This is a genomic window from Rahnella laticis (assembly GCF_015644585.1).
GTDB lineage: Bacteria > Pseudomonadota > Gammaproteobacteria > Enterobacterales > Enterobacteriaceae > Rahnella > Rahnella laticis.
On the sequence record NZ_JADOBI010000003.1, the window covers coordinates 634995 to 659092 of the forward strand.

Below are 24098 nucleotides of genomic sequence, written 5' to 3' on the forward strand. Positions count from 1 at the left end.
GGTCTTTCCACGTCAGCAATGACAACAGGGTGAAGATGATTGTTTATTATGACACTTTGATGATAAACCAGCCGCGAACTTTGCAGCTAATCATTTAGATAGTGGATGCTTCGCGGGAAGTAAACAAGCGTGGACGGTCAGAAAAAAATAAACCGGGCAAATTTGCCCGGTTATGACGTTTTTACGCAATCAGCTCAGGCTGTTATGCGTCAAACGGGTCGCGCAGGATCATGGTTTCGCTACGATCCGGGCCAGTCGAAATGATATCAACCGGAACTTCAGTCAGCTCTTCGATACGTTTGATGTAGTTCAGTGCTGCTTGTGGCAGATTTTCGACTTCTTTCACGCCAAAGGTGGTTTCGCTCCAGCCTGGCATGATTTCGTAGATTGGCTCGATACCTTCCCAGCCTTCTGCTGCCAGCGGGGTGGTCGTCATTTCGCGGCCATCAGGCATGCGGTAGCCAACACACAGTTTCACTTCTTTCAGACCGTCCAGCACGTCCAGTTTGGTCAGACAGAAACCAGACAGGGAGTTGATCTGCACAGAACGACGTACGGCAACGATGTCCAGCCAGCCGCAACGACGGCTACGACCGGTGGTCGCACCAAATTCGTTACCTTGCTTACGCAGGAATTCGCCGGTTTCGTCGAACAGTTCAGTCGGGAACGGACCTGCACCCACGCGGGTGGAATAGGCTTTTACGATACCCAGAACGTAATCAACGTAACGTGGACCAATACCAGAACCGGTAGCGACGCCGCCTGCTGTGGTGTTGGAAGACGTTACATACGGATATGTCCCATGGTCGATGTCCAGAAGCGTACCTTGTGCGCCTTCGAACATGATCAGATCGCCACGCTTACGCGCGCCATCCAGCAGCTCAGACACGTCAACAACCATAGCCGTCAGGATGTCGGCGATAGCCATGACATCATCCAACGTTTTCTGGAAATCAACGGCTTCTACTTTGTAGTAGTTGACCAGCTGGAAGTTATGATAATCGATGATTTCTTTCAGCTTGATAGCGAAAGTTTCTTTGTTGAAGAGATCGCCAACGCGCAGACCGCGACGGGCAACTTTATCTTCATAAGCCGGGCCGATGCCGCGACCGGTGGTGCCGATAGCTTTATCGCCACGCGCTTTTTCGCGCGCCATGTCCAGTGCGACATGGTAAGGCAGGATCAGCGGGCAAGCTTCAGAGAGTAACAGACGTTCGCGTACAGGGATGCCACGAGCTTCAAGTTCGCCCATTTCTTTCATTAAAGCGTCAGGTGCCAGAACAACACCGTTGCCGATGATGCTGATCACGTTCTCACGCAGAATGCCAGACGGAATTAAATGAAGAACGGTTTTTTCACCGTTGATAACCAGAGTGTGACCGGCGTTGTGACCGCCCTGATAGCGCACAACATATTTAGCCCGTTCAGTAAGCAGGTCTACGACCTTGCCTTTCCCTTCATCACCCCATTGTGTGCCGAGTACGACGACGTTCTTACCCATCTCAAGAATCACCAGGTTGCTTAAAAAAGGATTCTAACATCTCATTCTGTGCTTTCCAGTACTTTTAGCACACGTTTGCGGGAAAAATTTTAATTGCGTGCTACCGGTCTCAGCAGGACGTGACACGCTGAGCGTAACAAAACCTCAACCACCCAGACGACCACGCAACATGTAGTAAATTACGAAGCCTGCGACCACAAGACCCCCGCCAAAACGACGTAAAACGGAGTCCGGAAGATTCGCCAGGGTGAGGATCATTTTTCTCCACGATTTTGGATAAAGCATCGGTCCCAGGCCTTCCAGAACCAAAACTAAGGCCAGCGCCAGCCAGATTGTCGAATTCATGGTGAATGTGTCTCAGTGATTCCCTTCAACAGGAAAAGGAGTTTCAGAAATGACAAAAGGCCCGCGAAGGGCCTTTTGGAAATTGCATCAGCAATTATTTGTTTCTTAGCTGGTCAGGTGACTTCATGAAGCGGAAGAAGTCGCTGTCAGGGCTTAACACCATGACATCGTTACCGCTCTTGAAGCTGGCCTCATAAGCACGCAGGCTACGAATGAATGCGTAGAAGTCCGGATCCTGGCTGAATGCATCAGCAAACAGTTTCGCCGCTTCAGCATCGCCTTCACCGCGTGTGATACGGGCAGTACGTTCTGCTTCAGCTACTGTACGGGTTCTTTCGTAATCCGCCGCGGCCTGAATCTTAGTCGCCTCTTCTTTACCCTGAGAGATGTGACGCAATGCCACCGCATTACGCTCAGCGCGCATACGGTCGAAAATCGCGCTGGACACTTCTTCCGGCAAGTTGATTTGTTTCAGACGAACGTCAACCACTTCAATACCCAGCGCCGCCATGCTGTTCGGGTTCACCGCAGGCTGTTTGCCCTTGGTTTCCTGCTCAACACGTTTCGCTGCAGACGCGATAGCATCATCAGCTTCGGTCGTCGCTTCCGGCTCATCACCTGCGCTACCTGTGTTCAGCGCGTCACGTACATCCAGAGTCAGACGACCGCGGGAATCGGTCACGATGTCTTTCACATCCAGACGACCAATTTCAGAACGCAGACGGTCACTGAATTTACGTTTCAGCAGAACTTCGGCCTGAGAGACGTCGCCGCCGCCCGTTGCCAGATAGTAACGGCTGAAATCGCTGATACGCCATTTCAGATAAGAATCGACGATCAGGTCTTTCTTCTCGCTTGTAACGAAACGATCAGCCTGGTTGTCCATGGTCTGGATACGCGCATCGAGCATTTTGATGGATTCCACAAACGGAACCTTGAAATGCAGACCCGGCGCATAGACCAGAGGCTTGTTATCGCTGTCGCGCAGGACTTTGCCGAAGCGCAGCACGATACCGCGCTGACCTTCCTGAACCACAAACAGTGAAGCATAAAGCGCCACCAGCACCACAACGACGATAAGTAAAAATGACTTACGCATTGTTATTCTCTCCCTACGCGAAGTGTATCGTCACGCTGTGCATTAGCACGGCGCTGGTCCATGACACTGCCAGACGAACGGGAACTGCTGTTATCGGCACTGCTTTTGCCATTACTGCTGGTCAAACCCGGCACAGAAGGTAACAAACCTGTGTCATCATTTTTGCTGGTGTCGTTTGCTGCCGCATTATTTCCGCGCAGCATCTGATCCAGTGGCAATACCATCAGGTTATTTCCTTTGTCACTCACCAGAACTTTACGGGTGTGACTGAGGACTTTTTCCATGGTTTCGATATAAAGACGCTCACGGGTAATTTCCGGTGCGGCTTTATATTCTGGTAACAGTTTGGAGAACCGGGCCACTTCACCCTGCGCTTCCAGAACGGTACGGTCTTTATACGCTTTCGCGTCTTCCAGTAAGCGCTGTGCTTCACCGTTTGCCAGAGGCTGGATCTGGTTCGCGTAAGCTTCTGCTTCACGAATAGACTGTTGCTCTCTTTCACGGGCGGCAATCGCGTTATCGAAGGAAGCTTTCACTTCTTCCGGCGGACGCGCGGTCTGGAAGTTGACGTCCTGAATAGTGATACCCATTTTGTACGGACGAATGGTTTCTTCCAGTACTCGCTGGGTGTCACTACGCACGGTGGTACGGCCTTCGGTCAGGATTTTATCCATCGTGTATTTGCCGATAACGCCACGCAATGCGCTGTCTGTTGCCTGGCTCAGGCTGTCGTCAGGGTTAGCGACGCTGAACAGGTAAGCTTCAGGGTTTGTCACGCGATACTGCACGTTCATTTCAACGCGTACCACGTTCTCATCAGACGTCAGCATCACACCAGACGCGGCCAGTTCACGTACCGATTCGACGTTCACTGCGCGAACCTGATCGATAAAGGTCGGTTTCCAGTTCAGGCCCGGCTCAACCAGGTGGCTGAACTTACCAAAACGGGTGACCACGCCACGCTCCGCTTCTTTAATGGTATAGAAGCCCGTCGCCGCCCAAATCACAACCACCGCGGCAACCGCGATGCCCGCAATCCGGGTGCCACTCATTCCGTGACCAGAACCGGTTGGCGCGCCATTGTTGTTATTGTTGTTGCCTGAACCTTTTCCGCCGAATCCACCCAGCTTTTTGCTGAGTTTACGGAAGATATCGTCCAGGTCAGGTGGCCCCTGATTGCGGCCGCCTTTGTTGTCATTATTTCCACCAGAATTTCCACCAGAGTTGCCGCTATTATTGCTGCTGCCCCAGGGGTCGCGGTCCTGTCCGTTATTACCGGGCTGATTCCACGCCATGTTATAGCTCCATTATTCTATGATTGGTGTTCTTCAGGCTAAATCAGACAGGCTCTGGTTGCGGACATAGCTGGCCAGTTCCTGCTCTTGTTTGCAGAGGCGACGCCAGTCAACAATGGGCATTCGCACCATCAGACCGATACTGCCATCCTCTTCAATCCATTCTTTTTCAATGGCCTGAAGCTGGTAAAAACGGCTACGAAGGCGGCCAGCTTCCGGCGGCAGGCACAATTCATGCTGCGCAATTTCGCCAGATAACCGCTCCGTTAACGCCTGAAAGAGCAACGGAATACCTTCACCTGTCACGGCTGAGAGCCAGACCCTGACCGGCAAATTCTCCTCGTTGCGATCGATACGCGGGACAAAATCATCCAGCATATCTATTTTGTTCATCACTAACAGCGCAGGAATTTCATCTGCTTCAATCTCTGCCAGCACCGTATTCACCGCGTCAATATTTTCTTGAACCCGGATGTCCGCTGCATCAATCACATGTAATAACAGAGATGCCTGTCGGGTTTCCTGCAACGTTGCCTTAAAGGCGGCAACTAAATCATGGGGCAGGTGACGAATAAACCCTACGGTGTCCGCCAAAACTGTTTCCCCGACATCTGCCACCATAATGCGGCGCAGCGTAGGATCCAGCGTAGCAAACAACTGATTGGCCACGTAAACATCGGCCTGAGTGATACGGTTAAAGAGTGTAGATTTTCCGGCGTTGGTATACCCCACCAAAGACACCGTCGGAATATCCGCACGAACGCGCGAACGGCGACCCTGTTCACGCTGCTTAGCCACTTTTTCAAGACGGCTGAGAATTAGAGTAATCCGGTCCCGCAGTAAACGGCGGTCCGTTTCGAGCTGGGTTTCACCCGGGCCGCGTGCACCAATGCCGCCGCCCTGACGCTCAAGGTGTGTCCAGCCGCGAACCAGTCGGGTAGCAATGTGGCGTAATTGCGCCAGTTCTACTTGTAACTTACCTTCGTGAGTTCGTGCCCGCTGGGCAAAAATATCTAAAATCAAACCGGTGCGGTCGACAACGCGACATTCGCATAAGGCTTCCAGGTTTCGTTCCTGGCCGGGGGACAAAGCGTGATCGAACAGGATGACAGAAGCGCCCGTTGCTTTGACGGCATCTGCGATTTCTTGGGCCTTTCCTTCACCGACAAAGTATTTTGGGTGCGGTGCCTTGCGGCTCCCGGTGACGACTTGCAACGCCTCTACACCTGCAGAAGATACCAGCGATTCAAATTCGCTCAGGTCTTCCGTGTCTTTGTCTTGCGAGAAATAGATATGAACCAGTACGGCCTGCTCACCGGCTTCATAACGGTCAAACAAGCTTGCGACCTCTCATTTGGGAAAAATTCGCCAGCCGGGGGTGCATAAGCATAATCGGAATACTTATGAACCCCTTCGTGGTTGACCAACGTTGCGCTTTATTCAGCGTCATCGTTTTCCTGCTGCGGCTGCTGCGCAGACGGAGTGCTACCATGGTGATAATTGCTGCTGGTGCTGCCCGTACCTGGATTATTGCTATGATGTGACACCGGGCGGGAAGGCACTACGGTGGAGATAGCGTGTTTATACACCATCTGGCTTACCGTATTTTTTAACAGAATGACAAACTGGTCAAAAGACTCAATCTGGCCTTGCAGCTTAATACCATTCACCAAGTAAATAGAAACCGGAACACGTTCACGACGCAATGCGTTCAGGAACGGATCTTGCAAAGATTGCCCCTTAGCCATTCTATCTTTTCCTTATTAGTTTGTTGTTTGTAACTTTGAGCCTATCGGCTCGAAAATAAATCACATAAAAAATTTGCGCGCTGAGTACTCATCAATTGTACACAATCACCCAACCTATGCACTAACAACCTGAATTACACGGTTTAAGGCCTCTTCTGGCTTCTCAGAATCAAGCCATTGGACTCCCTCCCAACCCCGCAACCAGGTCATCTGACGCTTGGCCAGCTGTCGTGTCGCGCAAACACCACGATAAACCATTTCATCGTAATCGAATTCACCGGACAAATATGACCACATCTGGCGATATCCGACGCAACGAATGGAAGGCAAATCCGTATGCAAATCGCCCCGAGCTATCAGCGTTCTGACTTCGTCTTCAAAACCATTGGACAACATCTGACTAAAACGTTCCTCGATCCGCGCATGTAATGTTTCACGGCGGGTCGGGGCAATCGCAAACTGATGAACGTGATAAGGCAACGTTTCACCCGAAATTTTAGTCAGTTCCGTTAAAGTTTTACCCGAAATATAAAAAACTTCCAGTGCTCTGGACAGTCTCTGCGGATCATTCGGATGAATTCGCATAGCCGCGACGGGATCAATCTCGCTCAGCTGGCTATGAAGCGCTTCCCAACCCTGCTCGCCGGCCTGCTTTTCAATGCGCTCGCGCACAGCCGGATCGGCGGGCGGCAACGGTGAAAGTCCTTCGAGCAATGCCTTGAAATAAAGCATAGTCCCACCCACCAATAACGGGATCTTATTGCGTGAGGTTATTTCTGCCATTTCGCGTAAAGCATCCGCACGAAAGTCAGCGGCAGAATACGCGCGGGTCGGGTCAAGAATATCAATCAGACGATGTGGTGCTTGCGCCAGTTCTTCCGCCGTCGGTTTCGCGGTACCGATGTCCATTCCACGGTAGATCAGTGCGGAATCCACACTGATTAACTCAACGGGCAGATGTTTCATCAGCGACATCGCCAGTGCCGTTTTACCGGATGCGGTCGGCCCCATAATAAAGATCGCCGGGGGAGCGGAGTGTTTGTCAGAATCAGTCATGCTTAAAAGCCGCCAGCGCGGACTGTAAATCAAGAGGTTGCAGAAGTCCGGAAGGAGGCGCTTTAACCAAATGTGGGCAAAGTCGCTCAACGTCCGTGAGTAATTGTATGGCTTGTGAAACCGACCAGACCTCGTGCTCGCAGCCACAGTGGCGGGCAAACCACATAGCTACCGCATCAGAAGTCACCTCCTGCTGAACAGCAAGGTAACCTAACAGATCAGGTATCAACTTTTGTAAATTTTGTTGGCGTAATGGTAAAGGTACCGCGCGAACCGTCACACGCTGTGACTCGCTGAGCATTTCTAAACCAAAATGCTGTAATAACGTCTGATATCGCGCCAGCACGGCGATTTCTTCTTTACTCACCGTCAGCTTCAGCGGGATCAGCAAAGGCTGCGGACGAAGCCCTTCTTCCGGCGGTGTCAGCTGTGCCCACTTCAGCCAGCGATCGGCCACCGGCAGCGATAAAAGCACCAGCTGCTTTCCGCGTTCCAGCAACGCATATTCAGCCGAACAGACCGTCAGTACGCGCCCGAAACTTTGGCTGTGCGCTTCAAGTGCCGGTTCAGCCAGTGTACGGGCAGTGGATGGTGCAGGCTTAGCGGCCTGTGCCACGGCCGGAGCCGGTTCCTGTAAAGAGAAATCCCCGGCGGCGGGCTGCAAAAGCTGCTGATAGGGCTTTGCTTCACTGCGGTTATATGCCGGTTCAGAATTCCGGAATGCTGGTTCGCGCGGCGCGCTGCTTCGGGCAGTTTCAGGAAACACATTTTCCCGCGCGGGCTGAGCCGGTTTTTTATCTGCGGGCTGTGAGAAATGATTTCCCCCTGCCGCCTGCCGGTTTTCCGGCTGCCAGCGCGGCGCTTCTGCCTGCAACTCCGGTTCTTCAAGCACCGGATTGCCTGCCTGTTGCAAAACAGACATCACGGCCTGATAGATGAAATCATGAACCAGCCGCGACTGATGGAAACGCACTTCGTGTTTCGCAGGATGCACGTTGACATCCACCTGATGCGGATCGACATCCAGATACAACACATACGCAGGCTGCTGGTCGTCTTTTAACTGATCCTGATACGCCTGGCGGATCGCATGATTAATCAGACGATCTTTCATCATGCGGTTATTCACATAGCAATATTGCATGTCAGTCAGGCTGCGCGAACCTGCAGGGTCAGCAACCCAGCCGCGGATCGCCAGATCGCCGTGGCTCCATTCAACTTCCAGCGCATGTTCAACGAACGTCGGGCTGCAAATACTGGCCAGACGGCGGGAAGACTGCGACGGATCTTTCACGGCGCGGTACTGCCGGATCAGTTTGCTGTTATGGCTGAGATTGACGGAAACGTCAAAGCGCGCCAGTGCAATGCGACGGACGACTTCATCAATATGGGTAAATTCGGTCTTTTCGGTGCGCATAAATTTGCGCCGGGCTGGCGTGTTGTAAAACAGATCCAGCACTTCAACGGTAGAACCCTGCGGATGCGCTGCCGGTTTGACGGTTACCGCCATGTCGCGGCCTTCGGCGTACGCCTGCCAGGCTTCCTGTTGTTCTGCGGTACGTGAAGTCAGGATCAGGCGCGATACCGAGCTGATACTGGCCAGCGCTTCGCCACGAAAACCGAGGCTGAGAATGGCCTCCAGATCGTCGAGGCAGGTAATTTTGCTGGTGGCGTGACGTGCCAGCGCAAGAGCCAGATCGTCTTTACCAATCCCGCAGCCGTTATCACGAATACGGATGAGCTTGGCGCCGCCACGATCGATATCAATATCGATGCGCGTCGCACCGGCATCCAGACTGTTTTCCACCAGTTCTTTCACCACGGAAGCCGGTCTTTCGACAACTTCACCGGCCGCTATCTGATTAGCAAGCTGCGGCGGCAATACCTTGATCGGCATATCGGCTCCTGTGGCTGGCGTCTATAAACCGCCGTTATGACTGTGGAATCGTTAAGGTTTGGCCGAGCTGCACCTCGCCAGACTTCATGTGATTCGCCGTTTTGATGTCATTCATGCTGACACCGTATTTGCTCGCTATCGCGGAAAGCGTGTCACCGCGTTTCACCGTATGTTTCGCCGGTTTCTTCGTTGCTTTGGCCGTGGTGGCAGAAGCGCGCGATGAAGATGATGCTGTAGAAGTGCGGGTGCCAGCCGGTACTTTCAATCTCTGGCCGACCCAGACGCCATCTTTTTTCAATTTATTCAGGTCACGCAGCGCCGCGTTGGTCGTTCCGTAGCTACTGGCAATGCCGGTCAGCGTCTCACCACGGGTGACCTTATGGATTTGCGTTGCCCCGCCGGAAGCCGCAGTGGCTTCAATCGGGCCGGGCTGACTGACGGAAGAACTGGCTGATGTATCGCTTCCCGCTGCGCTATCACTTGCCGCCGATGCTGATGCCAGCAGCGGACGGTTTTCGACCTTTGGGCCGTTTTGTATCGGATGCGACTGGAAATAATTACGCAAGCCAATGTGAATGGCTCGTGCAATTTTATCCTGGTACGCACTGCTGCCCAGCAGCCGCTCCTCGGTTGAGTTACTGATAAAGCCGGTTTCTACCAGCAGAGACGGGATATCCGGAGAACGGAGTACGCCTAAACTGGCGTGTTCCGGTTTGGCTTTGTGCAGCGAGCCGACCGAGCGAAGTTCCCGTAAAACACGGGTCGCCACGTCATAACCCACGCGCTGGGAATGGCCGAACTGTAAATCCAGAACCGCCTGGCTCAGGTAAGGGTCAGACGCGGTATTCGCCAGCACATCGCCTGCACCGCCGAGCAATTCTGATTGTTTCTCATGTTGCTCCAGCCAGTTACCCATTTCGCTGTTCGCGCGACGGTTGGACAGAACCCACACCGACGCCCCGCGCGCACTGCGGCTTGGCGCCGCATCGGCGTGAATGGAGACCAGAACGTTGGCGTTTTTCTTACGCGCCACGTCAGAACGTCCCATGACGGAAATGAAATAGTCGCCGTCGCGGGTCAGCACCGGTTTGAACATCGGGTCGGCGTTGAGCAATGTCTGAAGCTTACGGGCAATGGCGATAGTGACATTTTTTTCTTTCAGGCCGCCGCCGCCAATAGCGCCCGGATCCTGCCCGCCGTGACCGGCGTCGATCGCGACAATGATTTTACTGTCGCTGGTAGAAACAGTGGAAGAACGTGAGTTGTCCGGCGCGACGGTGGTAGCGACAACTTTCGTCTGATCATTGGTAAACGGATTCGATTTTTGAGAGGCGGCTGGCGTGGCGGTGGCATTCGGCGACGGCGTATTGGTGACCGTGGAAACCGGCGCATTGCGGCGCGGCGCGGCCGATGCATTCATGGTCAGCACAACGGTGTACAGGCTGCCGTCTTTTTGTTTCGTCGCGTTGGTTCTGACTTTCTGATTCAGTTCAAAAACCAGACGCTGGCTTTGCGCATTCGGCGGCGTACTCGCGCGCACGCGGGTCACCAGATTCTGGCCGTTAAAGGTCAGCGGCAACCCTTTCATCACGCCATCCTGACGGATATCCATGACAACGCGTTCGGGGTTATGCAGCGGAAAAAAAGAATAATCCGGCGAGCCGTCAAAGGTAATCGTCACCGTCGACTGCGTTGCGCCATTGGAAACGTTGATGTTCTTCATACCGGCCGCTAACGCTGCGGACGGAATCAAAACAACAAAAAGTATCAGCGCCGACAAAAGCATCGCCGCTGAATGGAAAAGAGAGGTGAAGCGTGAGTTCATCGCGCGGTCATCCTTGCTGTTGAACACGATGCAATAACGTAACACCGGCTTCCGACACTGCGACAAGCTTCGCCGTGCGCGCCAGAGGCTGCTCCTGCGACGAATAATCCAGCGTCAGTTCAATATCCGGCTCGGGTAAGACACCTGCGCCTTTCTGCGGCCATTCCACCAGACAAATGGAATCCTGCGCGAAATAATCACGGATCCCCATAAATTCCAGTTCTTCCGGATCCGCAAGGCGATATAAATCAAAATGATAAACAGCAATATTGTCCAGCTGATAAGGCTCAACCAGCGTGTAGGTCGGGCTTTTAACGTTGCCCTGATGCCCTAATGCCTGAAGAAAACCCCGGCTAAAGGTCGTTTTACCGGCGCCCAGATCACCATAAAGATGGATAACCGCAGAGCCTTCGCAGGCTTTCGCCAGAGAAGCACCTAATTGCAGCGTCGCTGCTTCGTCGGGTAAAGAGATATTAAGTTGATTCATTCAGATATCTGTTTCTTCAGGTCTGGATTAACTAACGGGGGAATCACCGCTAAAAGATCAGTCGCCAGAATACCGCGCGTTCCCTGCCGGTGGGCGATTTCGTCCGCAGCTGCGCCATGAACCACTGTGCCCGCGCAGGCCGCATCATATACTTCAAGTTTTTGAGCCAGTAATCCGCCGATAATACCAGAAAGTACGTCGCCCATGCCGCCCGATGCCATTCCGGCATTACCGACGTCGGCAACGGCGAGCTCGCCGCGTTCACTGGCAATCAGCGTGCCTGCACCTTTCAGGACGACCACACCGCCGTAGCGTTCATTGAGTTTTCTGGCTGAAAGTAAGCGATCACTCTCAATCTTCTCCACACTGCACCCGAGTAAACGAGCTGCTTCGCCGGGATGCGGTGTCAGTACGCGATTTTGCCGTTTCCCGGGATTGATTGCCAGCAGGTTAAGCGCATCGGCGTCCCATAACGCCGGTTTATCCGATTTTTCAGCCTGTTCTACCGCCTTCCTGCCCCAGTCGCGTTGTCCGAGCCCCGGACCGATGACCAGAACGTCTGCCCATTTCAGGCCTTCTTCCAGTGATTTCGCCGTGAGTTCCTGCACCATAAGTTCAGGCCTTGCCGTCAGCAATGGCCCGGCGTTTTCAATGTGAGTGAGTACTCGCACCAGACCAGCACCGCTACGCAGCGCGGCTTCAGACGCCATGCGGATAGCACCGGCAAAACCTGTGTCGCCGCCAACCACCAGCAAACGTCCATGATCGCCTTTGTGCGAACAGGGGCGACGCGGAGGCAACCATTGCGCCAGCTGCGTTGCGTCCAGCCGTTGCAGGTGCGGAAGATGCCCGCCCAGCCAGCTTTGCAGCCCGAGCGGATCGCAATGCAATTTCCCGACGTAATCTCGCGCCTGGCCAGTCAGTAAGCCGGGTTTAAGGGCAATAAAGCTGAGCGTGTGCGTGGCGTGAACCGCCTGTCCGGCGGCCTGCCCGGTTTGGGCATCCAGACCCGAGGGGATATCTAAAGAAAGAACCGGAACCGGCGTCGCGTTAATGTTTTCGATGAGCCCGTCGTAGGGCGCGCGCGGTGCAGACGTCAGGCCGGTGCCCAGCAAACCATCGATAATGAGATCAATATCCTGCGGCCATTGTGTTTCAGCAGCGCCGATGTCTCCGCCCGCTTTCTCCCAGCCCAGGCGCGCTGATTCTGCTTCATCAGGCAGCGGCTTGTGGCTGTCTACCGCCAGAAGCGTCACCCGAATTCCGGCCAGCTTTGCCAGACGGGCAACTTCATAACCATCGCCGCCGTTATTGCCGTGCCCGCAAAATATCAGCCAGTGACGCGCGTCAGGAAACTTGTGCTGAGCCAGCAAAAAAGCGGCTTTGGCCGCACGCTGCATCAGGGTAAACAGAGAAATCCCTGTTTCCTGCGCCGCCTGGCGCTCCGCTTTTCGCAGCCAGTCAGCAGAAAACACGGAATGTGGTAAACTCGCCTCGTTTCGTTTTTCACGTTGGTTCGTCATGACACTCCCTCTCGATCTCGTTCAACTGGCTCAACATATCAAGCAATGGGGCCAATCGCTAGGCTTCCAGCAGGTCGGCATCTGCGATACAGACTTATCCGCAGAAGAGCCTAAACTCCAGGACTGGCTTGATAAACAATATCATGGCGAGATGGAATGGATGGCGCGCCACGGCATGTTGCGCGCACGCCCTCATGAGCTTTTGCCCGGCACATTGCGGGTGATCAGCGTGCGCATGAACTATTTGCCCGCCAAAGCCGCCTTCGCCAAAACCCTGAATAATCCGCAGCTCGGCTATGTCAGCCGGTATGCGCTTGGGCGCGACTATCACAAAGTGTTGCGCCAGCGGCTGAAAAAGCTCGGCGATATGATTCAGGCGTATTGCACCGAACAGCAGCCCGATCACACCGTCACGTTCCGGCCATTTGTCGACTCAGCGCCCGTTATGGAACGTCCCCTTGCAGCTAAAGCAGGCCTTGGCTGGGTTGGCAAGCACTCACTTATCCTTAACCGGGAATCCGGCTCCTGGTTCTTTCTCGGCGAACTGCTGATTGATCTGCCGTTGCCGGTTGATCAGCCACAGGAAGAAAAGTGCGGTAAATGTGTGGCCTGCATCACCACCTGCCCGACCGGTGCCATTGTTGCGCCTTACACCGTCGATGCACGTCGCTGCATTTCTTACCTGACGATTGAGCTGGAAGGCGCGATACCGGAAGAATTCCGGCCCATGATGGGTAACCGCATCTATGGCTGTGACGATTGCCAGCTGATTTGTCCTTGGAACCGTTATTCACAACTGACGGATGAAGAGGATTTCAGCCCGCGCGCCGCGTTGCATTCGCCGGAGCTGATCGCGCTGTTTGGCTGGACGGAAGAGAAGTTTCTGCGCATCACCGAAGGCTCGCCAATCCGCCGCATCGGACATTTGCGCTGGCTGCGGAATATTTCAGTGGCGCTGGGCAATGCGCCCTGGTCGGAAGAAGTGCTGGACGCGCTGAATTCACGCGCAGGCGAAAATCCGCTGCTGGATGTACATATTGAATGGGCAATCCGGCAACAAACCGAAAGAAGAAATGAACATCGTATTGAAGTGCAAACTTCGCAGCAGAAACGGCTGATCCGCGCTGTTGAAAAAGGTTTGCCGAGGGATGCATAACAAATCCCAAATCACATTACTAGAAAAGCTATATTTTCTGTGCATAAAAATAAAAATGCTTTGCCAATCAATTGCAAAAAAAAGAGCAAGTGATCGTCATAACGTTTTGTTATAAATTTATTTTCAATAAAATCAAATAATTATGAATTGGCAATATGTGCAGTGCAAAAAACGGACAGTGTAAAAAAACAGCTAAACCTGTGGATAAGTCTGTTTAAAAAATTACTACAAACCGTGTAATGATCGTCTGAATCACGCACGAAATATGCATGAAAACGCTGCTGAGAAATGAAAGTAAACTGAAGAAGAAAATTGGAGCGGGAAACGAGACTCGAACTCGCGACCCCGACCTTGGCAAGGTCGTGCTCTACCAACTGAGCTATTCCCGCATTGAGATGCTGATTGCATCCGCTGTAAATTTACAGCTTTTGAAATTTTGGAGCGGGAAACGAGACTCGAACTCGCGACCCCGACCTTGGCAAGGTCGTGCTCTACCAACTGAGCTATTCCCGCGTCGCATGGCACTGCATGTTTTACATCTACATGATAAATCTAAAACACTTAAAACAAACACTTAAAAATTTGGAGCGGGAAACGAGACTCGAACTCGCGACCCCGACCTTGGCAAGGTCGTGCTCTACCAACTGAGCTATTCCCGCTCTGCGCACTCAACGAAATTCTTCATCGGTACGGGGTGCGCATTATACGAGAAATCCTTTTAGCCGCAAGCCCCTGAAAGCAAAAAAACGATTTTTTTGTTCAAGTGCCGATTAAAACAGCAAACCGGCGATTTAAGCAGCGAAACACGATGATTTCATGCTCCGCGCCGCAGTAAAAAAGATTTCAGGTATTTTAAAGATTAATAAAATGCTCGCGGTAATACGCCAGTTCAGCCACGGATTCACGAATGTCGTCCAGGGCCTGATGCGTGTTTTGCTTCTTAAAGCCGCTCAGCACTTCCGGTTTCCAGCGGCGCGCCAGTTCTTTCAGGGTGCTGACATCCAGATAACGGTAGTGGAAGTACGCCTCAAGCTCCGGCATGTACTTAAACAGGAAACGACGATCCTGCCCGACGCTGTTGCCACAAATTGGCGATTTGCCTTCCGGCACCCACTCGCGCAGGAACTCAATCGTCTTTTGCTGTGCGGCATTATCGTCAAACGGACTGGCTTTCACGCGATCAACCAGACCACTGCCGGTGTGCGTACGGACATTCCAGTCGTCCATCAGCGCCAGCTGCGCGTCAGACTGATGAACCGCCATCACCGGGCCTTCAGCCAGAATGTTCAGATGCGCGTCGGTGACCAGCGTCGCAATCTCAATAATGCGGTCGCGCTCAGGATCCAGACCGGTCATCTCCAGGTCGATCCAAATCAAATTCGAGTCATTTGCAGCCATGATGTGTCCTATTACAATGAAAGAGATATAGCTGGTATCATAGACGTTTTGGTCGCACCGAGCGATTAAAGCCAGTCAAGTGAGGCGCAGTGACTAAGTCAAAACTGTCTAAAGGGCAACAACGTCGCGTTCAGACTAACCACCAGCGTCGTCTGACACAGACCGACAAACGGAAAGAGCTGGACGATTCTCTGCACGGCGAACCGCAGGACGGCATCGTCATCAGCCGTTTCGGGATGCATGCGGACGTTGAAGCGGCCGACGGCAGCCAGCACCGTTGCAACATCCGCCGTACCATCCGATCACTGGTCACCGGTGACCGCGTCGTCTGGCGCAAAGGCGAAAACGACAGCGTTAAAGGTATCGTTGAGGCGGTACATGAACGCACGTCCGTCCTGACGCGTCCTGATTTCTACGACGGCGTGAAACCTATCGCTGCCAACATCGACCAGATCGTCATTGTTTCCGCCATCCTGCCAGAGCTATCCCTGAACATTATTGACCGCTATCTGGTGGCCTGCGAAACCGTAGAAGTTGAGCCGCTGATTGTGCTCAATAAAATTGACCTGCTCGACGACGAAGGCCGTAAGTTCGTCGAAGGCATGATGGACATCTACCGCAAGATTAATTACCGCGTGCTTGAAGTTTCAAGCCAGACCGGTGAAGGCATGCCGGCGTTTGAAACAGCGCTGACGGATCGCATCAGTATCTTTGCCGGTCAGTCAGGCGTGGGGAAATCCAGCTTGCTGAATGCCCTGCTTCCGCCGGAAGAAAAACAGATCGTGGTGAATGAAGTCTCCGACAACTCCGGTCTGGGCCAGCACACGACGACCGCAGCCCGCCTTTACCACTTCCAGCGCGGCGGCGATGTTATCGATTCCCCTGGGGTGCGCGAGTTTGGTCTGTGGCATCTCGCGCCAGAGCAAATCACACAAGGCTTTGTCGAATTCCGCCCTTTCCTCGGCTATTGCAAATTCCGCGACTGCAAACACGGCAGCGATCCGGGCTGTGCAATCCGTGATGCGGTCGATCGCGGCGAAATCGCCGAAGAACGTTTCGACAACTACCACCGCATTCTGGAAAGTATGGAAGACGTAAAAACGCGTAAAAACTTCGACGCGCTTTAATGTTAAGCCATTGAGCTAAAAGGTTAAGGGCAAACGGGTGAAGTTAACGGAAGTTGAACCGATGATTTCACCCCGTTACAATCCCCCACCTTAAAACACTGTGGGGCCGTCAAAAGACGGCCTCCTGCAAAATGGCCGGATCAAACCGGTCATTCATACCATCCAAGAGGTTTTCCCGTGCTGGACAGTATCAAAATCAAACTCCAATATTTACTTCCTAAACAAGGATTAACCCGTCTGGCAGGCTGGGGCGCAGATAAACGCGCAGCCACGCTGACGCATTGGGTCATCAAAGCTTTCGCCCGTTTCTACAGCGTGGACATGAAAGAAGCGCAGAACCCGGATCTCAAATCGTACGCCACCTTCAATGAATTCTTTGTCCGTCCGCTGCGTGATGGCGCGCGTCCGGTGGTCAGCGGCCTGGACATGCTTTGCCTGCCCGCCGATGGCGCAGTCAGCCAGTTAGGCGCAATTACCGATGGCAAACTGTTCCAGGCAAAAGGCCATTTCTACAGCCTCGAAGCATTGCTGGCCGGAAATTATCTGCTGGCTGAAAAATTCAAAGAAGGCCAGTTCGCCACGATTTATCTGGCGCCGCGCGACTACCACCGCGTACATATGCCGTGCGGCGGCGTGCTGCGCGAAATGATTTACGTGCCCGGCGATCTGTTCTCCGTGAACCCGCTGACGGCGGCCAACGTCCCGAATCTGTTCGCTCGTAACGAACGCGTCATCTGCGTATTTGATACTGAATTTGGCCCGATGGTGCAGATTCTGGTCGGCGCGACCATCGTTGGCAGCATTGAAACCGTATGGGCAGGCAGCGTTACGCCGCCGCGCGAAGGCATCATTAAACGCTGGACATACCCGGCCGCTGACGAAGAAGGCGCGATTGCGCTGGAAAAAGGCCAGGAAATGGGACGTTTCAAACTGGGCTCAACCGTGATCAACTTGTTTGCTGCAAACCAGATCCGCTTTATGCCACAACTGAGCAACGGCACTGTTACCCGCATGGGTGAACCGTTTGCTGAAGCGCTGCGTACACCGGCAGCTGCAACGGCGGAACCTGCGGTACCAGAAGCAATTGTCACTCCGGAAGCACCTGTCATCGCAGAAACGCCGGCTGGTGTGGCCACAGCTGAACCACAAGCGCCTAAAGACTACTGAGTACGCGTTAAACCACTGAAAAGGAATTGACCAAGTGCGCCTGATCCCCGCCCTGCTGATGAGTTTATTGCTGGCTCTGCCTCTGGCGGCGACAGCAACCCCGACCGAAGATCAGCTCAAACAAGAGCTGAAACAGGCGGAAGCCAATAAAGAAATGGCCAATCAGACGCAGGTGGTTGAGGCGCTGCAAAGTGCGCTCAACTGGCTGAATGAGATGAATGTTTCGGCCGGGCGCACCACGCAATACCAGACGGTCATCGATGATTTTCCAAAACTGACACAGGCGCTGCGCCTCGAGTTGCAAAATCAGCCTGAAAAGCCGCCTGCCGTTGATGCCAGCATCCCTGCCGCGCAGTTAGAGCAGCAGATTTTGCAGGTCAGCAGCCAGCAGCTGGAAGAAACCCGCCAGCTGCGTCAGGAGCAGGACCGCTTCCGCGATATCAGCGATTCGGTCAGCCAGATCCCCCAACAACAAACCGAAGCCCGGAATGCGCTCAGCGATATTGAGCAGCGCATGCAGGCGGCCACGGCGGCGGCGGCATCTTCACCGCTGGCGCAGGCTCAGCTCAGCGCGCTTCAGGCTGAATCGGCGGCACGCAAAGCCAAGGTCGATGAACTGGAGCTGGCGCAGCTTTCTGCCAATAACCGGCAGGAACTGTCACGACTTCGCGCCGATCTCTACAAAAAACGCGCCGATTTTCTCGACCAGCAGTTGCAGGCATTGCGCAACATGCTCAACAACCAGCGCCAGCGCGAAGCTGAACAGGCACTGGAAAAAACCGAGCAGTTAGCCGAGCAAAGCGGTGAGCTTCCGCATTCCATCAGCCAGCAGTTGCAGTCGAACCGCGAGCTGTCGCTGGCGCTGAACCAGCAGGCGCAGCGCATGGATCTGATTTCCTCGCAGCAGCGTCAGGCTGCCGCGCAGACACAACAGGTTCGTCAGGCAATTAACACTATCCGCGAACAGGCGCAGTGGCTGGGCGCGTCGAATCTGCTGGGCGAAACGCTCAGGGCGCAGGTTTCACGCCTGCCGGATATGCCTAAACCGCAACAGCTTGACCGCGATATGGCGCAGCTGCGCGTCCAGCGTCTGCACTATGAAGATTTACTGGATAAGCAGGCAATTTACCGTCAGGGACGTCAGGACGACGGCAAACCGCTGACGGCGGCGCAGCAAAAAATCCTTGATGCTCAGCTGCGGACGCAGCGTGATTTGCTCAATTCGCTGCTCTCCGGCTGCGATACGCAAATTCTTGAACTGACCAAACTGAAAGTCGCCAACAGCCAGCTGGTGGAAGCGCTGAATGACGTGCATGACGCCGCGCACCGTTATCTGTTCTGGGTCGCCGACGTCAGCCCGATTGGTTTTTCTTATCCGGTGCAGGTCGCACATGACCTGAAACGTCTGGTATCGCTCGATTCACTGAGCCAGCTCGGCGGTGCATCGATGATGATGATCACCAGCAAAGAAACGCTGCTGCCGCTGTTTGGCGCGCTGATCCTGGTGATTGTCAGTATCAGCTCGCGCAAACACTATTACGCGTTTCTGGCGCGCGCCAGCAGCAAGGTCGGCAAAGTCACCCAGGACCATTTCTCGCTGACGATGCGTACGGTGTTCTGGTCAATTCTGGTCGCCATGCCGTTGCCCGTACTTTGGGCGGCGCTGGGCTTCGGGCTGCAAAGTGCGTGGCCTTACCCGATTGCAGTCGCCATTGGCGATGGCGTGACGGCAACGCTGCCGATCCTCTGGGCGTTTATGGTCAGCGCCGCGCTTGCCCATCCTCAGGGGCTGTTTGTCGCGCACTTTGGCTGGCCTCAGCGCGCCGTTTCGCGGGCTTTACGCTATTACGCCCTGTCAATCTGGGTACTGGTGCCGCTGATTATGGCGCTGATTACCTTCGATAATCTCAATGACCGCGAGTTCTCCAATACGCTGGGTCGCCTGTGTTTCGTTATTCTCTGTCTGGTGGTTGCGCTGGTAACGCACAGCCTGAAGCGCGCGGGCATTCCGCTGTACCACGATAAACACGGCAACAGCGAGAATGTCCTCAATAACACGCTGTGGTGGATGTTGCTGGGCGCGCCGGTTGTGGCCGCGCTGGCCTCACTGATGGGCTTCCTCGCCACATCGCAGGCTTTGCTGGCGCGTCTGGAAACCTCGGTTGCCATCTGGTTTGTTCTGCTGGTGATTTATCACATAATCCGCCGCTGGATGCTCATTCAGCGACGCCGTATCGCTTTTGAGCGTGCAAAACAGCGCCGTGCAGAAATGCTGAACCAGCGCGCCCGCGGTGAAGAAGACGGACATCACGCCAGCAGCAGTAACGAAGGCACGGTGGAAATCGAAGAACCGGTGGTCGATCTGGATGCGATCTCCGCGCAGTCATTGCGGCTGGTGCGATCCCTGCTGACGCTGATCGCGCTGATCTCGGTGATCTTCCTGTGGTCGGAAATCCATTCCGCGTTTTCTTTCCTGGAAAATATTCATCTGTGGCAGGTTTCCTCGACCGTTCAGGGCGTGGAAAGCATGCAGCCGATCACCCTCGGATCCGTGTTGATCGCCATTCTGGTGCTGATTATTACCACGCAGCTGGTGCGTAATTTACCCGCCCTGCTGGAACTGGCGCTGTTGCAACATCTGGAGCTGACGCCGGGCACCGGTTACGCCGTGCTGACCATCACAAAATACGTTTTGCTGCTGATTGGCGGGCTGGTGGGCTTTTCGCTTATCGGGATCGAATGGGCAAAACTGCAATGGCTGGTCGCCGCGCTGGGTGTCGGGCTGGGCTTTGGTTTGCAGGAGATTTTCGCTAACTTCATTTCCGGCCTGATTATTCTGTTCGAAAAACCGATCCGTATCGGCGATACCGTCACCATCCGCAACCTGACCGGCAGCATCACCAAAATCAACACGCGCGCCACGACGATTGCCGACTGGGACCGCAAAGAAATTATCGTGCCGAACAAGGCCTTTATCACCGAGCAGTTCATCAACTGGTCGCTTTCAGATTCCGTCACGCGTGTTGTACTGACCGTTCCGGCGCCATCGGAAGCCAACAGTGAAGAAGTGACACAAATCCTGCTTAACGCCGCGCACCGCTGTTCGCTGGTGCTGGATATGCCTGCGCCGGAAGCATACCTCGTGGATTTACAACAAGGGATTCAGATCTTCGAGCTGCGTATGCATGCCGCCGAAATGGCGCACCGTATGCCGCTTCGCCACGAAATCCATCAGCTGATTCTGGCCGGGTTCCGCGAGCACGGCATCACGCTGCCGTTCCCTCCGTTCCAGGTCCGTATGGAAACGCTGCACCGTGCGCAGAATGGCAATAATGCGACGTTTACCAGCAGCAGCGGCAGTGGTCGCAGCGGTAACAGTTCACGTTCTCCGGGTGATTTGTAATACCGGTTTTGAAATAACGATATTTAATAGAAAACCAGGGGCAGATTTTCTCTGCCCCTGAATCCATAGTTTTACAGATCTGCAATCAACGCCGCCGCTGCTTTACGGTGCTGAGAAATCAGCGATTTGATATCCATCCCGACAATCTGTCCGTCAATCACCCGCCATTTTCCACCAACCATCACGCGGTCAGCCCGTTCAGCTCCGCACAACAGCAGCGCGGCAACCGGATCATGGCTGCCGCTGAAACGTAATTCATCCAGCCGGAAAAGCGCCAGATCCGCCTGCTTCCCGACCGCGATTTGCCCGATATCATCACGCCCGATAAGCTTCGCCGAACCGCGCGTTGCCCAGCCTAAAACCCTTTCCGGCGTGACGTATTCCGCGCCATATTTCAGACGTTGCAGGTAAAGCGCCTGACGCGCTTCGTACATCAGATTCGACGCATCGTTGGACGCAGAACCGTCCACGCCCAAACCGATGGGAACGCCTGCCGCTTCAAGGTCGCGCGTCGGACACATGCCGGACGCCAGGCGCATATTCGACACCGGACAATGGCAGACCCCGGTTCCGGCAGCGCCAAGCCGCTGAATTTCGTCCGCATTGAAATGAATGCCGTGCGCCAGCCACGTCCGGTCATTCAGCCAGCCGACGCTTTCGAGATAGTCCACCGTGCGCAGCCCGAACATTTTCAGGCAGAACGCTTCTTCATCCAGCGTTTCCGCCAGATGCGTATGCAACCGGACGTCTTCGCGCTGCGCCATGGCAGCGCTTTCGCGCATGATGTCCGTAGTCACGGAAAACGGCGAGCATGGCGCCAGCGCAATCTGCATCCACGCCCCGTCACCGCGCTGGTGATAACGGTCGATCAGCCGCTGGCTGTCGCGCAAAATCGTATCTCCTGATTGCACCGTCTGCTCCGGCGGTAAACCTCCCTGCTCTTCTCCGAGGCTCATCGAGCCGCGCGTCAGCAGAGCACGCATCCCCAGTTCGCGGACGACCTCAACCTGCACATCAATCGCCTCTTCCATTCCCTGCGGGAACAGATAATGGTGGTCAGTCGTGGTAGTGCAGCCGGAAAGCAACAGTTCGGCCATCGCCACTCGGCTGGCGAGCCCCAGCGCTTCAGGCTGCAAACGCGCCCAGACCGGATACAGTTTTTTCAGCCACGGGAACAGCGGCACATTAACCACGGGCGCCCAGGCCCGGGTCAGCGTCTGATAGAAATGATGATGGGTGTTGATGAGGCCGGGTAAAAGTACGCAGCCGGCGGCATCGGCAATCTGATCAACCGGCTTTGAGGGTAACTGGCCGGATGCCAGAACTTCGGCGATCGTGGAGCCTTCGACGACGATACCGCCGCGGGCATCGAGTTCATTGGCGGTAAATACCGCCAGCGGATTTTTAATCCAGGTGCGTTGCAAAGACATAACTGACTTCCTCTTAATGAATTCAAAAGTGAGTCAGCTCAGTTATGCCCTGTCTGCTGATCCAGGGGCGCACGCGCGGGGAACGTTAGTGAACCTTCACCTCTTCTGCCACAGCGATAGCGCGCTCTGCCGGCATCAGCAGATTCAGCAGGATGGCGATCACGCCGCCGCTGGTGACTGCGTGGCCGAAGATATTCCCCACAATCGGCGGGAACTGCGCAAGAACATCGGGCACCGCTTCAATGCCCAGACCGATGCCAAAGGAAATCGCGATAATTAACATTTCGCGGCGGCCAACCGGCGACTGCGTCATGATGCGAATGCCCGCAGCGACCACGCTGCCAAACATCACCAGCGTCGCGCCACCCAACACCGGCGCAGGGATTTGCTGCAAGACTTCGCCGATAAACGGGAACAGCCCCAGCAACACCAGAACACCCCCGATGTACATCCCGACATAACGGCTGGCGACGCCGGTCATCTGGATCACGCCGTTGTTCTGCGCAAAAGTGGTATTCGGGAAGGAGGAAAACGCCGCAGCGATAATGCAGCTGACGCCATCGGCCAGGATCCCGCCCTTCAGGCGCTTACGGAAACTTTCCCCTTCAATGGGCTGCTGCGACAACATGCAGTTCGCCGTCAAATCGCCGACCGCTTCCAGAATACTGATAAACGACACCAGCGCGATTGGCACGAAGATGATCCAGTCAAACTTGAAGCCAAAACGGAACAACTGCGGCAGCGCAAACCAGTCGCCCTGCAACGGTTTAAGCGGCAGATGTCCGGTCAGGGCAGCCGCGATACACCCGACAATAATCCCTGACACTATCGATGAAAGGCGCAGCCAGCGGACATTAATGCGGTTACATGCGACGATCACCAGCAGCGTCAGCGCGCCCAGCGCCAGATTGACCGGCGCACCGAAATTCGCCGCACCGTGCCCGCCCGCCCAGTCTGTAATACTGACTTTAATCAGGCTGATGCCAATCAGGGCAATCACCGTGCCGCTGACCAGCGGAGTAAACACGCGGCGCATCTGCCCGATAAACCGGCTGACCAGAAGCGGAATAAAAGCCGCGACAAAGTTCACGCCAAAAATCATCGCCATGATGTCTTCAGGCGAGCCCCCGCGGCTTTTCACCAGCATTCCTCCGGACAGAATCACACCCAGAAATGCAAAACTGGTGCCTTGAAGGCAAATCATCCCCGCGCCCACCGACATAAACCGGCGCGCCTGAATGAACGTCCCGATGCCGGAAGCCAGCAGCGACATACTGATGAGATAAGGGAGATACGCATTCAGCCCGAGTACCGAACCGATAATCAGCGGCGGAGTAATAATCCCCACCACGCTCGCGAGGACATGCTGGATGGCCGTGAAAAATGCCGGTGCCGGTGCAATACGCGCCTCCAGACCATAAAGAAGTTCTTTGTCGCCAGATTCAGACATAACGGGATCCCAGAGCTGATTGAGTAGTTATCCTGTAATGCATAAATCAGGCCAGCGGAGAGAAAATTTGCGTTAAATCGTTGAGGAGCCAGAAGGATTGCGGGTTCGCGCGGGGGTGTCATCTCTGAAACTTTAAAATCAGTGTTACGCGATTTAGGTACTTTTGTTTCACTAAAGGAGCAATTTTAATG

General features: G+C 54.4%; 18 protein-coding genes and 3 tRNA genes. 4 read left to right on the forward strand and 17 right to left on the reverse strand.

Translation table 11 applies throughout. The features are described 5' to 3' along the window. Positions 1-202 precede the first annotated feature (202 nt). The 11 genes from IV433_RS09130 to nnr all read right to left on the reverse strand — a co-directional run bounded on the left by IV433_RS09130 (position 203) and on the right by nnr (position 12776). Entirely contained in the window at positions 203-1501 is a 1299-nt protein-coding gene (locus IV433_RS09130; protein WP_101078282.1) for an adenylosuccinate synthase, read from the reverse strand. A gap of 144 nt (positions 1502-1645) precedes the next feature. Continuing rightward, the gene (locus tag IV433_RS09135; protein WP_101078281.1) at positions 1646-1846 is read right to left on the reverse strand and encodes a DUF2065 domain-containing protein; all 201 of its coding nucleotides are present in this window, start codon (positions 1844-1846) and stop codon (positions 1646-1648) included. Positions 1847-1940: 94 nt separating this feature from the next. Beyond that, positions 1941-2945 carry a protease modulator HflC gene (gene hflC / locus IV433_RS09140; RefSeq protein ID WP_152325326.1) on the reverse strand — a complete coding sequence of 335 codons (1005 nt, stop codon included), beginning with the start codon at positions 2943-2945 and terminating at the stop codon, positions 1941-1943. 2 nt (positions 2946-2947) lie between these two features. Further along, the gene (gene hflK / locus IV433_RS09145) at positions 2948-4240 is read right to left on the reverse strand and encodes an FtsH protease activity modulator HflK (RefSeq protein WP_195813573.1); all 1293 of its coding nucleotides are present in this window, start codon (positions 4238-4240) and stop codon (positions 2948-2950) included. 33 nt (positions 4241-4273) lie between these two features. Next, entirely contained in the window at positions 4274-5578 is a 1305-nt protein-coding gene (hflX, locus tag IV433_RS09150) for a ribosome rescue GTPase HflX (RefSeq protein WP_195813572.1), read from the reverse strand. 98 nt (positions 5579-5676) lie between these two features. Then, entirely contained in the window at positions 5677-5988 is a 312-nt protein-coding gene (gene hfq / locus IV433_RS09155) for an RNA chaperone Hfq (RefSeq protein ID WP_104923534.1), read from the reverse strand. Between the two features lie 114 nt (positions 5989-6102). Then, positions 6103-7044, reverse strand: coding sequence for a tRNA (adenosine(37)-N6)-dimethylallyltransferase MiaA (gene miaA / locus IV433_RS09160; protein WP_195813571.1), 942 nt, complete (start codon positions 7042-7044; stop codon positions 6103-6105). Further along, the gene (gene mutL, locus IV433_RS09165) at positions 7037-8941 is read right to left on the reverse strand and encodes a DNA mismatch repair endonuclease MutL (protein WP_195813570.1); all 1905 of its coding nucleotides are present in this window, start codon (positions 8939-8941) and stop codon (positions 7037-7039) included. Before mutL ends, miaA begins: the two co-directional genes overlap by 8 nt. A 34-nt stretch (positions 8942-8975) precedes the next feature. Further along, positions 8976-10766: an N-acetylmuramoyl-L-alanine amidase AmiB gene (gene amiB, locus IV433_RS09170; protein WP_195813569.1), complete on the reverse strand. Its 1791-nt coding sequence runs from the start codon at positions 10764-10766 to the stop codon at positions 8976-8978. A 7-nt stretch (positions 10767-10773) separates the two neighbouring features. Beyond that, entirely contained in the window at positions 10774-11253 is a 480-nt protein-coding gene (gene tsaE / locus IV433_RS09175) for a tRNA (adenosine(37)-N6)-threonylcarbamoyltransferase complex ATPase subunit type 1 TsaE (protein WP_195813568.1), read from the reverse strand. Beyond that, positions 11250-12776 carry a bifunctional ADP-dependent NAD(P)H-hydrate dehydratase/NAD(P)H-hydrate epimerase gene (gene nnr, locus IV433_RS09180; RefSeq protein WP_195813567.1) on the reverse strand — a complete coding sequence of 509 codons (1527 nt, stop codon included), beginning with the start codon at positions 12774-12776 and terminating at the stop codon, positions 11250-11252. Before nnr ends, tsaE begins: the two co-directional genes overlap by 4 nt. On the opposite strand from nnr, the gene queG reads away from it, so the two are divergent. After that, positions 12775-13932, forward strand: a complete 1158-nt coding sequence (gene queG, locus IV433_RS09185; RefSeq protein WP_195813566.1) for a tRNA epoxyqueuosine(34) reductase QueG — start codon at positions 12775-12777, stop codon at positions 13930-13932. The genes nnr and queG overlap by 2 nt on opposite strands. A 313-nt stretch (positions 13933-14245) precedes the next feature. On the opposite strand, the gene IV433_RS09190 is transcribed toward queG, so the two are convergent. From IV433_RS09190 to orn, 4 genes are all read right to left on the reverse strand, one after another. Then, positions 14246-14321 (reverse strand) — tRNA-Gly (locus IV433_RS09190). Between the two features lie 48 nt (positions 14322-14369). Next, positions 14370-14445, reverse strand: a tRNA-Gly gene (locus IV433_RS09195). A gap of 70 nt (positions 14446-14515) precedes the next feature. Continuing rightward, positions 14516-14591, reverse strand: a tRNA-Gly gene (locus tag IV433_RS09200). Between the two features lie 193 nt (positions 14592-14784). Next, positions 14785-15330, reverse strand: coding sequence for an oligoribonuclease (gene orn / locus IV433_RS09205; protein WP_195813565.1), 546 nt, complete (start codon positions 15328-15330; stop codon positions 14785-14787). Positions 15331-15419: 89 nt separating this feature from the next. Between orn and rsgA the strand changes: the two genes are divergently transcribed. From rsgA to mscM, 3 genes are all read left to right on the forward strand, one after another. Beyond that, positions 15420-16457 (forward strand): small ribosomal subunit biogenesis GTPase RsgA, encoded by a 1038-nt coding sequence (gene rsgA, locus IV433_RS09210; RefSeq protein ID WP_152325335.1) that lies wholly within the window; start codon positions 15420-15422, stop codon positions 16455-16457. Positions 16458-16634: 177 nt separating this feature from the next. Then, the gene (gene asd / locus IV433_RS09215) at positions 16635-17624 is read left to right on the forward strand and encodes an archaetidylserine decarboxylase (protein WP_195813564.1); all 990 of its coding nucleotides are present in this window, start codon (positions 16635-16637) and stop codon (positions 17622-17624) included. Between the two features lie 34 nt (positions 17625-17658). After that, positions 17659-21027 (forward strand): miniconductance mechanosensitive channel MscM, encoded by a 3369-nt coding sequence (mscM, locus tag IV433_RS09220; protein WP_195813563.1) that lies wholly within the window; start codon positions 17659-17661, stop codon positions 21025-21027. Between the two features lie 71 nt (positions 21028-21098). Here mscM and IV433_RS09225 read toward each other — a convergent pair whose 3' ends face one another. Further along, positions 21099-22457 (reverse strand): 8-oxoguanine deaminase, encoded by a 1359-nt coding sequence (locus IV433_RS09225; protein WP_195813562.1) that lies wholly within the window; start codon positions 22455-22457, stop codon positions 21099-21101. Between the two features lie 85 nt (positions 22458-22542). Continuing rightward, positions 22543-23907 (reverse strand): nucleobase:cation symporter-2 family protein, encoded by a 1365-nt coding sequence (locus IV433_RS09230; RefSeq protein WP_195813561.1) that lies wholly within the window; start codon positions 23905-23907, stop codon positions 22543-22545. Positions 23908-24098 lie beyond the last annotated feature (191 nt).